Source organism: Streptomyces sp. ActVer (assembly GCF_027270795.1).
Lineage (GTDB): Bacteria > Actinomycetota > Actinomycetes > Streptomycetales > Streptomycetaceae > Streptomyces > Streptomyces umbrinus_A.
Map to the genome: position 1 here is coordinate 1 of NZ_JAPWHT010000397.1, position 9,764 is coordinate 9,764.

The 9,764-nt window shown below is 70.8% G+C and carries 8 protein-coding genes; 3 read left to right on the forward strand and 5 right to left on the reverse strand.

Translation table 11 applies throughout. The annotated features are described in order from the left end of the window. Nucleotides 1-23: 23 nt before the first annotated feature. The gene (locus O3Q52_RS41210; RefSeq protein ID WP_269653678.1) at nt 24-245 is read right to left on the reverse strand and encodes a hypothetical protein; all 222 of its coding nucleotides are present in this window, start codon (nt 243-245) and stop codon (nt 24-26) included. On the opposite strand from O3Q52_RS41210, the gene O3Q52_RS41215 reads away from it, so the two are divergent. Both O3Q52_RS41215 and O3Q52_RS41220 read left to right on the forward strand, forming a co-directional pair. Next, complete coding sequence (locus O3Q52_RS41215) at nt 232-1,374, forward strand: Ig-like domain-containing protein (RefSeq protein WP_269653679.1); 1,143 nt, start codon at nt 232-234, stop codon at nt 1,372-1,374. The two genes, O3Q52_RS41210 and O3Q52_RS41215, sit on opposite strands and share 14 nt — an antisense overlap. Nucleotides 1,375-1,532: 158 nt before the next feature. Then, complete coding sequence (locus O3Q52_RS41220; RefSeq protein WP_269653680.1) at nt 1,533-2,291, forward strand: DUF6227 family protein; 759 nt, start codon at nt 1,533-1,535, stop codon at nt 2,289-2,291. 249 nt (nt 2,292-2,540) lie between these two features. Here the strand turns inward: O3Q52_RS41220 and O3Q52_RS41225 are convergent, their stop codons facing one another. From O3Q52_RS41225 to O3Q52_RS41240, 4 genes are all read right to left on the reverse strand, one after another. Beyond that, the gene (locus O3Q52_RS41225) at nt 2,541-4,688 is read right to left on the reverse strand and encodes a fructose-specific PTS transporter subunit EIIC (RefSeq protein WP_269653681.1); all 2,148 of its coding nucleotides are present in this window, start codon (nt 4,686-4,688) and stop codon (nt 2,541-2,543) included. 238 nt (nt 4,689-4,926) lie between these two features. Further along, the gene (gene pfkB / locus O3Q52_RS41230; RefSeq protein WP_269653682.1) at nt 4,927-5,874 is read right to left on the reverse strand and encodes a 1-phosphofructokinase; all 948 of its coding nucleotides are present in this window, start codon (nt 5,872-5,874) and stop codon (nt 4,927-4,929) included. After that, a complete protein-coding gene (locus O3Q52_RS41235; RefSeq protein WP_269653683.1) occupies nt 5,871-6,632 on the reverse strand; it encodes a DeoR/GlpR family DNA-binding transcription regulator in 762 nt (253 codons plus the stop codon). The genes pfkB and O3Q52_RS41235 overlap by 4 nt, the downstream gene beginning before the upstream one ends. A gap of 250 nt (nt 6,633-6,882) precedes the next feature. Further along, nucleotides 6,883-8,409: an MFS transporter gene (locus O3Q52_RS41240; RefSeq protein WP_269653684.1), complete on the reverse strand. Its 1,527-nt coding sequence runs from the start codon at nt 8,407-8,409 to the stop codon at nt 6,883-6,885. A gap of 188 nt (nt 8,410-8,597) precedes the next feature. Between O3Q52_RS41240 and O3Q52_RS41245 the strand changes: the two genes are divergently transcribed. After that, entirely contained in the window at nt 8,598-9,566 is a 969-nt protein-coding gene (locus O3Q52_RS41245; protein ID WP_269653685.1) for a YafY family protein, read from the forward strand. Nucleotides 9,567-9,764 lie beyond the last annotated feature (198 nt).

Consider the following 9,764-nt stretch of genomic DNA (forward strand, 5'->3'; position numbering starts at 1 on the left):
CAGCCCGCCCGCCCGAAAGGCCTCTAGGCCCCCGGAGCAACCGCCTTCCGGAGAGTGCGTAGGCACAAGGTCAGGGCCTCGTGCTTGGTTCCTCCGGTGCGGCCGCGTTGCCAGGCCACGTACAGGAGGGACCACAGGGTCTGGACGATCCAGTCGACGTCCAGGGCGGGGTCGAAGGCGCCTTCGGTGTGGCCGCGTTCGATGAGGTGGGCGAGGGCGCGGTCGGCGTCGGTGTCCTCCTCCAAGGCCGACAACAAGTCCGAGGACAAGAACGGCGACACCAAGTCCTCGGCGGCGAAGATCCTCATCTCCGCCGAGGACGGCTCGACGGCGGCGTCGATCAACTCGACCGGGGTGAAGGTCAGCGACGGCAGGCTGACCGAGGTGTCGATGAAGGAGTCGGCCACGGGGGCGGCCGTACCGGGGACGCTCGCGGCGAACGGGAAGAGCTGGAAGCCGAAGGAGCAGCTGGAGCGCGGGACCAAGTACCAGATATCGGCCACCGCGAAGGACGGCGACGGGAAGCCGTCGGCGGCCAACTCCATCTTCACGACGGTGTCCACGGACAACAGCTTCATCGGGACGTACACACCGGACGGTGGCACGAAGGTCGGCGTCGGGATGCCGGTGTCGTTCACCTTCGACAAGGCGATCGGCGACGGGAAGTTCAGGAAGGCCGTGCAGTCGCACATCACCGTCACGTCCAGCAGCGGCCAGAAGGTGGTCGGGCACTGGTTCGGCGCGCAGCGGCTGGACTTCCGGCCCCAGGCGTACTGGAAGGCCGGTTCCAAGGTCACGATGAAGATCGACCTGGACGGTGTCGAGGGCGCGAACGGCGTCTACGGGGTGCAGGACAAGACGGTCACCTTCACGGTCGGGCGCTCCCAGGTGTCCACGGTCGACGTCAGCACGCAGACCATGACGGTGGTTCGTGACGGCAGGACCGTGAAGACGATCCCGATCTCGGCGGGCAGCCCGGACAACAGCACGTACAACGGGCAGATGGCGATCTCGGAGAAGTTCCGGCAGACGCGGATGAACGGGTCGACGGTCGGCTACGGCGGCGAGTACGACATCGCGGACGTGCCGAACGCGATGCGGCTGACGACCTCGGGGACCTTCATCCACGGCAACTACTGGTACAACAAGGGCAATCCACCCTTCGGGAAGCAGGGCACCAGCCACGGCTGCGTGGGGATGGCGGACGTGCGGGGCGCGGGCGGCGACACGGTCGCCAAGTGGTTCTTCGACAACTCGCTCGTGGGCGATGTCGTGACCGTCAAGAACTCCCCCGACAAGACGGTCGCACCGGACAACGGTCTCAACGGCTGGAACATGGCATGGAGTGCCTGGACCGCGGGAAGTGCCCTCTGACCAAGGGGTTTTGACGCTTCGCCGGGGCCGTGTGGGAACTCCTCACACGGCCCCGGCGTTTTCCGTGCGTACGTTTTCTCGGTTCCCGGACATGATGTCCGCCCGAGGGGCTACGGTATGCACCCACAAGGTGACATGCAGCAACGCCGGGAGAAGCCTTGAGCGTTCCGTACGAGACGGCAGCGTACGAGCCAGCCGAGTCGCCCGAGTCTCCGGAGGAGCATCTCGCGCGGCTCCTCGGCCGTGCCCTGAACTCCTTCGAGCTGCCGGACGAGACGATACGGCGGCTGGACCGGGCGCTGGCCCACGACAGTTCGCTGCACTCCGCGCACCACAGTGCGGGGCTGCACCGCGAGACGTACCGGCACACCTGGCTGCTGGCCGATGGGAGCGCGCTCACGCTCTGGGAGCTCGTCCACAACACCGCGCCGAGCCGCGAGACGCAGCACGAGGTGTACGAGGACGAGGAGGAGCTGCGTACCGCGACGGGGCGGCTGCCGCTCCCGGCGGACGCGCCGGACTTCGAACTGCCGGTGATGGTGCGGGTGTCGCACGTCCCCGAGCCGCTGCACGCGTACGTTCCCGACGACTCCGCGGATCACGGGCGGCGGCTGCTGCGGCGCGCGGAGAACCCGGACCGGCCGGGCGAGGACATGGCCGATCTGCTGCAGATGGCGTTCGCGCACCAGATCACCCAGGCCTTCGGGCGGCCGTGCCGGGCCGGTGAGCGGGGGATGTGCTTCTCGCTCTACGAGCACGCGTTTCTGCTCCACGACGGGCGGGAGCTGTCCCTGTGGGAGGTCGAGCACACGGCTACGCCCGATGGGCGGCACATGTGTGAGGTGTATCCGTCCGAGGAGGATGCGCGGGACGCCATGGAGCGGCGCGCGTCCGCCTCCGGCGGTTCAGCAGGGTAGCGAGGCCGGCGGGTGATCTGCGGGTTCGTCGTGGCCGGTCGCGCCCACGCGGCGGAGCCGCAAATCGATACAGCCCCGCGCCCCTAAAAAGCCGCTGTCGGCCCTGCCCGCTTGAAGAAGCACCCCGCGCCCCTGGAAGGGCCCCGCCTGCTTGAAAAGGCACCCCGCGACCCGGTGACGGGGCACGACGGGTGGGCCGGGACTTCTCAGTCCCGGCCCACCCGTCTTTGTTACTCCTCAGCGGAGCGTTCAGGCTGCTATCGGTTCCTTCTTCTGGGCGGGCGCCGGAGCCTCCGGGGTCTTGTCCTCGTCGGCGCCCAGGGGCGTCTTGCGCATGCCCTTCAGGACGATGACCAGGCCTGCCGTGACTGCTGTGCCGATCGCGATGGCGAGCAGGTAGAGGAACGGCTTGCCGATCAGGAAGGTGACCCAGATGCCGCCGTGCGGGGCGCGCAGGGTCGAGCCGAAGGCCATGGTCAGGGCGCCGGTGACCGCGCCGCCCGCCATCGAGGCGGGGATGACCCGCAGTGGGTCGGCCGCCGCGAACGGGATCGCGCCCTCGGAGATGAAGGAGGCGCCCAGGACCCAGGCGGCCTTGCCGTTCTCCCGCTCCGCCGTGGTGAACAGCTTCTTGCGGATCGTGGTGGCCAGGGCCATGCCCAGCGGCGGGACCATGCCGGCCGCCATGACCGTCGCCATGATCTTCATCGCGGACCCGCTCGGGTCCTGGACGGCGATACCGCCCGTGGCGAAGGCGTACGCGACCTTGTTGACCGGGCCGCCGAGGTCGAAGCACATCATCAGGCCGAGCAGCACGCCGAGCAGGACGGCGTTGGTGCCGGAGAGGCCGGACAGCCAGTCCGTCATGGCCTTCTGTGCCTCGGCGATGGGCTTGCCGATGACGATGAACATCAGGAAGCCGACGACGATCGAGGAGACCAGTGGAATCACGACCACCGGCATGATGCCGCGCAGCACCGGTGGGATCTTGATCCGCTGGATGGCGAGGACGACACCACCGGCCAGCAGACCCGCGGCCAGACCGCCGAGGAAGCCCGCGGCGATGTTGGCGGAGATCATGCCGCCGACGAAGCCGGGCACGAGACCGGGCCGGTCGGCCATGCCGTAGGCGATGTAACCGGCGAGGACGGGGATCAGGAAGCCGAAGGCGACGCCGCCGATCTGGAAGAGCAGCGCTGCCCAACTGTCGACCTGGCCCCAGTTGAAGACCTCGGTGACCGGCTTGGCCTCGTTGATCTGGTAGCCGCCGATCGCGAACCCGAGCGCGATCAGCAGACCGCCCGCGGCCACGAACGGGACCATGTAACTCACGCCGGACATCAGCCACTTGCGGAGCTTGGTGCCGTAGCCCTCACCGGGCTCCCCGGCCCGCTCCACCGGCGTACCGCCGCGGGGCCCGGCGGCCGCCGTGACCTCGCCGCGCTCGGCCTTGCCGCGCACCTGGGCGATCAGCTCGGCGGGCTTGTTGATGCCCGCCTTCACGCCGACGTCCACGGTGGGCTTCCCGGCGAACCGGTCCTTCTCCCGTACGGGCATGTCGTGCGCGAAGATCACGCCGTCCGCCGCGGCGATGACGGCCGGGTCAAGCCGGCTGAAACCGGCCGAGCCCTGCGTCTCGACGACGACCTCGACGTCACCGGCGTCGCGGCCCGCGTTCTCCAGCGACTCGGCCGCCATGTAGGTGTGCGCGATACCGGTGGGGCAGGAGGTGACGGCGACGATACGGAACGGTCGCCCGCCCTTGCCTTCGGCGGCACCTTCGTCGCCCGTACCGGCTGAGGCGGGGGCCGGGGCAGGCTCGGAGGCAGGTTCGGAGACCGGGGCAGGGGTGGTCCCGGACGCCGCCTCGGAGTCGGCGGAGGAGTCACCGGATGCCTCGGAGCCGTCGGCCACGGGCTCGGCGGCCGCGGTGGCGGGTGCCGGGGTGGTCGCGGGCTCGTCGCCGCGGATCAGGGCGGCTGCCCCCGCCGCGTCGCCCACCGACCGCAGCGCCGAGGTGAACTCGGCGTTCATCAGCTGGCGGGCCAGTGACGACAGGATCGTGAGGTGGGCGTCGTCCGCGCCGGCCGGGGCGGCGATCAGGAAGATCAGGTCGGCGGGGCCGTCCGGCGCGCCGAAGTCGATCCCGGCCGCGCTGCGCCCGAAGGCGAGCGTCGGCTCGGTGACATGCTCGCTGCGGCAGTGCGGGATGCCGATGCCGCCGTCGAGGCCGGTCGGCATCTGGGCCTCGCGGGCGGCCACGTCGGCGAGGAAGCCGTCCAGGTCGGTCACCCGGCCCAGGGACACCATGCGCTCGGCGAGGGCGCGCGCCGCCGCTTCCTTCGTATCGGCGGACAGGTCGAGATCGACCAGGTCCGCGGTGATCATCTCGCTCATCGCGGGCTCCTTCGCACGCGTATCGCCCGGGGAGATTTGTGGGCGAGGGTGGGGACGGGGGTGCCGCGGTCGAAAGCTGCGGCGGTTACGGGAATTACGGGGTGTGCTGAAACGAGGCCGGGGCCGGGGAGGCCCCGCGTCCGTGCGGCGGCGGCTGCGGCGGGTAAGGGGAGTCCCCGCCGCATCAGGGCCGGTTCGTGGGTTGCGCGGAAGTCCGTGCGCGGGAGTCGGCGGCCGGTCATGACACCTGCTCCGTCAGTACGCGGTCCACGGGGATCTCGGAGGTGACGGTCACCGCGGACGGGTCGAGGTCCGCCGGGCTCGGCATCACGCTGCCCGGAAGCTGGACGGCGGCCGCGCCGTGGGCCACCGCGGAGGCGAGCGCGCCGGGACCGCTGCCGCCGGCGATGAGGAATCCGGCGAGCGAGGAGTCGCCCGCGCCCACATTGCTGCGTACGACGTCGACGCGTGCGCCCGCGAACCACGCGCCCTCCTCGCTGACGAGCAACTGCCCGTCGGCGCCGAGGGAGGCGAGCACGGCACGGGCGCCCAGCTCGCGCAGTTCCTCGGCGGCCTTGACCGCGTCGCCGACCGTGACGAGGGGGCGGCCGACGGCCTCGGAGAGTTCCTCGGCGTTGGGCTTGACGACGTCGGGCCGTTCGCGGAGGGCCGCGAGCAGGGCCGGGCCGGAGGTGTCGAGGGCGATGCGGGCGCCCGCCCGGTGGGCGCGGGCGACGATCTCGGCGTACCAGGAGGGGGCGAGGCCGCGCGGCAGGCTGCCGCAGCAGGCGATCCAGTCGGCGTCGCCGGACTGCTCGCGCACGGTCTCCAGGAGCAACTCCTCCTCGGCGGAGGTGAGTTCGGGCCCGGGTGCGTTGATCTTCGTCAGTACGCCGTCGGCCTCGGCGAGCGCGATGTTCGAGCGGGTCGCCCCGGCCACCGGAACCGGTGCGACCTCGATGCCCTGGGCGTCCAGGAGGTCGGCGACGAGCGCGCCGGGCGCTCCGCCGAGCGGCAGCACGGCGACGGTGCGCCGGCCGGCCGCGGCGACGGCCCGCGAGACGTTGACGCCCTTGCCGCCCGGGTCCATGCGCTCGCCGGTGGCCCGTATGACCTCACCGCGGTCGAGCGAGGGGACCTCGTACGTACGGTCCAGGGACGGGTTCGGGGTGACGGTGAGGATCATGCGCGCACTACTTCCGTGCCGCCGCGCTCGATGGCGGTCGCGTCTTCGGGGCTCAGCCCGCTGTCGGTGATCAACAGGTCCACCTCGCTGAGGTCGCCGAAGCGCGCGAAGTGTTCCTGGCCGTGCTTGGCCGAGTCGGCGAGCAGCACCACGCGGCGCGCGGCGGCGAGGGCCGCCCGCTTCACGGCGGCCTCGGCGAGGTCCGGGGTGGTCAGGCCGTGCTCGGCGGAGAAGCCGTTCGCCGCGAGGAAGACGACGTCCGCGCGGATCTCTCCGTACGCCCGCAGCGCCCAGGCGTCGACCGCCGCGCGCGTACGGTGCCGGACGCGGCCTCCGATGAGATGGAGCTGCATGCCGGGGTGGTCGGCGAGGCGGGCCGCGATGGGGAGGCTGTGCGTCACGACGGTGAGCGTCGCCTCCAGTGGGAGGGCCCCGGCGAGGCGGGCGACGGTCGTGCCCGCGTCGAGGATCATCGTGCCCTTGTCCGGCAGTTCGGCCAGGGCGGCCTTGGCGATGCGGTCCTTCTCGTCGGCCGCGGTGGTCTCGCGCTCGGCGAGGTCGGGCTCGAAGTCGAGCCGCCCGGCCGGGATGGCACCGCCGTGGACCCGGCGCAGCAGTCCCGCCCGGTCGAGGGCCTTGAGGTCCCGCCGGATCGTCTCCGCCGTGACCTGGAACTCCTCCGCCAGCGACACGACATCCACACGGCCGCCGTCACGTGCGAGCCGGAGGATCTCCTGCTGTCGCTCCGGTGCGTACATGTCCGTTCGCCTCCGCTCAGTGCCCGAACCTGTGGTTTCAGCGTGAGGCTACGCCCAGATTTCCGCAAAGTAAACAGGTTCGGGCATGAATGTGGGCATGAACGGACATCGGGCCGGGCATGGCCGGGCATACGGCGAGGCCCGGCCCCCTGAGGGGCCGGGCCTCGCGATGCCGGATCCGGTCGGCCGCCGTCGTCAATCGCTGCCGCCGACGGCTGTTGTCATCAACGGCTGCCGTCCGCCGCTGTGGTCAGCCGACGAGTTCGGGCGCCTTGTCGAGCGGCGTGATCCCCGGGGTCTCGGCGGTCTCCGTTCCCTCCACGTGCTGGGCGGGCCGCTTCGGGAGGGCGAACATCAGCAGGAAGATGGCCGTCATCACCACGGCGACCCAGACCAGCGCGTTCTGGAAGGCGTCGACGAAGGCGGGGCCCACCTCGGGTCCGGGCAGGTGGTCGGACATCGAGCCGAAGAAGACGACGGAGACCAGGCCGAGGCCGAGGGCGTTGCCCATCTGCTGAACCGTGTTGATCAGGCCGGACGCCGAACCGGAGTGCTCACGCGGCACCTCGGAGAGGATCGCGTCCGTCAGCGGGGCCACGATCAGACCCATGCCGGCCCCCATGACAACCAGCGGAAGCGCCATCTGCCAGGAGGCGATGGACATGCCGTACCGCTCGGCCTCCCAGATGTAGAGCAGGACACCCGCCGCCATGATCAGCGCGCCGCCCTGGAGCACCTTCCGCCCGAACCTCGGCACCAGCTTCTGCACCGACATGCCCGCCGCCACCGAGACCGCGATGGAGAACGGAATGCCGGTCAGACCGGCGCGCAGCGCGCTCCAGCCGAGGCCGACCTGCATGTAGAGCGTCCAGACCAGGAAGAAGATGCCGAGGCCGACGCCGAAGACCGTCTGCACGGCGATGCCCGCGGCGAAGCTCTTCACCTTGAAGAGGGAGAGCTCGACGAGCGGGGAACCGTCGCGCGCCGCCTTCCTCTTCTCGTACGCCACCAGCGCCGCGAAGACCACGAGGGAGCCGGCCATCACGACGTACCCCCACACCGGCCAGCCCAGCTCGCGGCCGCGGGTCAGCGGGTAGAGGAGCATCAGCAGGCCGAGGGTGACGAGGACGACTCCGACGAGGTCGAGCTTGAGGGCGTGCGGGGCCTTCGACTCGGTGATGAACTTCCGGCCGAGGACGAGACCCGCGATGCCGACCGGCAGGTTGATGAGGAAGATCGGCCGCCACTCCAGGCCCAACAGGTTCCACTCGGTGAGCAGCGCGCCCAGGACCGGGCCCGAGACCGCGCCGAGTCCCACGATCGCGCCGAACATCCCGAAGACCTTGCCGCGCTCGTGCGCCGGGAACGTGGCGTGCACGATCGACAGCACCTGCGGCACCATCAGCGCGGCCATGGCCCCCTGGAGGATGCGGGAGGCGACGAGCATGTCCGGGTTCACCGCGAAGCCGCAGAGCGCGGACGCGAGCGTGAATCCGCCGATGCCGATGAGGAACAGCCGCTTGCGGCCGTGGATGTCACCGAGCCTGCCGCCGGTGATCAGGCCGGCCGCGAAGGCCAGCGCGTAGCCGGCCGTTATCCACTGGATGTGGCTGAAGGACGCGCCCTCGTCCCGCTGGATCGACGGGATCGCGACGTTGACGATCGTGACGTCGACCAGGTCCATGAAGGCCGCGGTCATCACGATGGCGAGCGCGAACCAGCGCCGGCGGTCGGCCTCCGGCCGGGGGGACGGGAGAGTGCTGCTGGAAGAGGTCATGTTCTGAAGGTAGGGGGGATGTAGGTCAGGTCGTGTCCTAGTGGTGGGGCATTCTTGGTGCAATTGAAGAAGGGTGCGGCGCGTTTGCGGGTGCGGGTGCGTTGTGGCTGGTCGCGCCCACGCGGCGGAGCCGCAAATCGATACGGCCCCGCGCCCCTGAAGGGGCACGTCTATGTGAGGGAGACCCCATGAGTACCGACACCCCTGCACGGCTGCTTCAGTTGCTCTCTCTTCTCCAGACTCCGCGGGAGTGGCCCGGTGGGGAGTTGTCCGAGCGGCTGGGGGTGTCGCGGCGGACCGTGCGGCGGGATGTGGACCGGCTGCGGGAGCTCGGCTATCCGGTGCAGGCGACGATGGGCGCGGACGGCGGGTACCGGCTGGTCGCCGGGAAGGCCATGCCGCCGCTGGTCCTCGACGACGAGGAGGCGGTGGCGATCGCGGTCGGGCTGCGGGCAGGCGCGGGGCACGCCGTGGAGGGCGTGGACGAGGCGTCCGTACGGGCGCTGGCCAAGCTCGAACAGGTCCTGCCGAGCCGTCTGAGGCATCGCGTCTCCACCCTCCAGGCCGCGACCACTCCCCTGACCAACGGCGACGGCGCGAGCATCGCACCCGAGACGCTGACCGTGATGGCCTCGACGATCGCGGGGCGGGAGTTGCTGCGGTTCGCGTACCGGGCGAAGGACGGGGCGGAGAGCAGGCGCCGGACCGAGCCGTACCGGCTCGTGTCGACCGGCCTCCGCTGGTACCTCGTCGCGTACGACCTCGACCGCGAGGACTGGCGCACGTTCCGGGTCGACCGGGTGGCCGACCCGTTCGCGACCGGGGCCCGTTTCACACCCCGTGAGATGCCGACGGGGAGTGCGGCCGAATATCTGCGGCAGTCGATGCAGCGGCGGCAGGAGACGTACGAGTTCGCGGTGACGTTCGCCGCCCCCGCGGAGTTCATCGCCGCGCGGCTGCCGGGGTGGCTCGGGGTGCCCGAGCCGGTCGACGACCGGAGCTGTCGGCTGCGGAGCACCTCCGGGGATGCCGTGCAGTGGCTGGCGGTGCGGCTCGCGATGGTGGACTGCGAGTTCACCGTGCATGAGCCGGTTGAACTCGTGGAGTACGTGCGGCAGTTGGGCGGCCGCCTGAGCCGGGCGACTGCGTCGGGCTGAGGTGTGCGGGCGGGCGGGGCCGAAAGGTGCGGGCCCGCTGTGGCTGGCCGCGCAGTTCCCCGCGCCCCTGAAAGATTGCGCAGTTCCCCGCGCCCCTTGGGTATCTCGGCCCTGAGGTATTTCAGCCTCTCCGGCGTTTGAGGAGCGGGGGTTCGGGGGCGGAGCCCCTGAGTAAGGGACGATGGGGGTCCCCCCGCT

What these genes read in the sequence shown, in the direction of transcription:
- O3Q52_RS41225 (WP_269653681.1), bottom strand. Translation starts at nt 4,688, where the DNA reads ATGAGCGAGATGATCACCGCGGACCTGGTCGATCTCGACCTGTCCGCC.
- O3Q52_RS41245 (WP_269653685.1), top strand. Translation starts at nt 8,598, where the DNA reads ATGAGTACCGACACCCCTGCACGGCTGCTTCAGTTGCTCTCTCTTCTC.
- pfkB (WP_269653682.1), bottom strand. Translation starts at nt 5,874, where the DNA reads ATGATCCTCACCGTCACCCCGAACCCGTCCCTGGACCGTACGTACGAG.
- O3Q52_RS41235 (WP_269653683.1), bottom strand. Translation starts at nt 6,632, where the DNA reads ATGTACGCACCGGAGCGACAGCAGGAGATCCTCCGGCTCGCACGTGAC.
- O3Q52_RS41240 (WP_269653684.1), bottom strand. Translation starts at nt 8,409, where the DNA reads ATGACCTCTTCCAGCAGCACTCTCCCGTCCCCCCGGCCGGAGGCCGAC.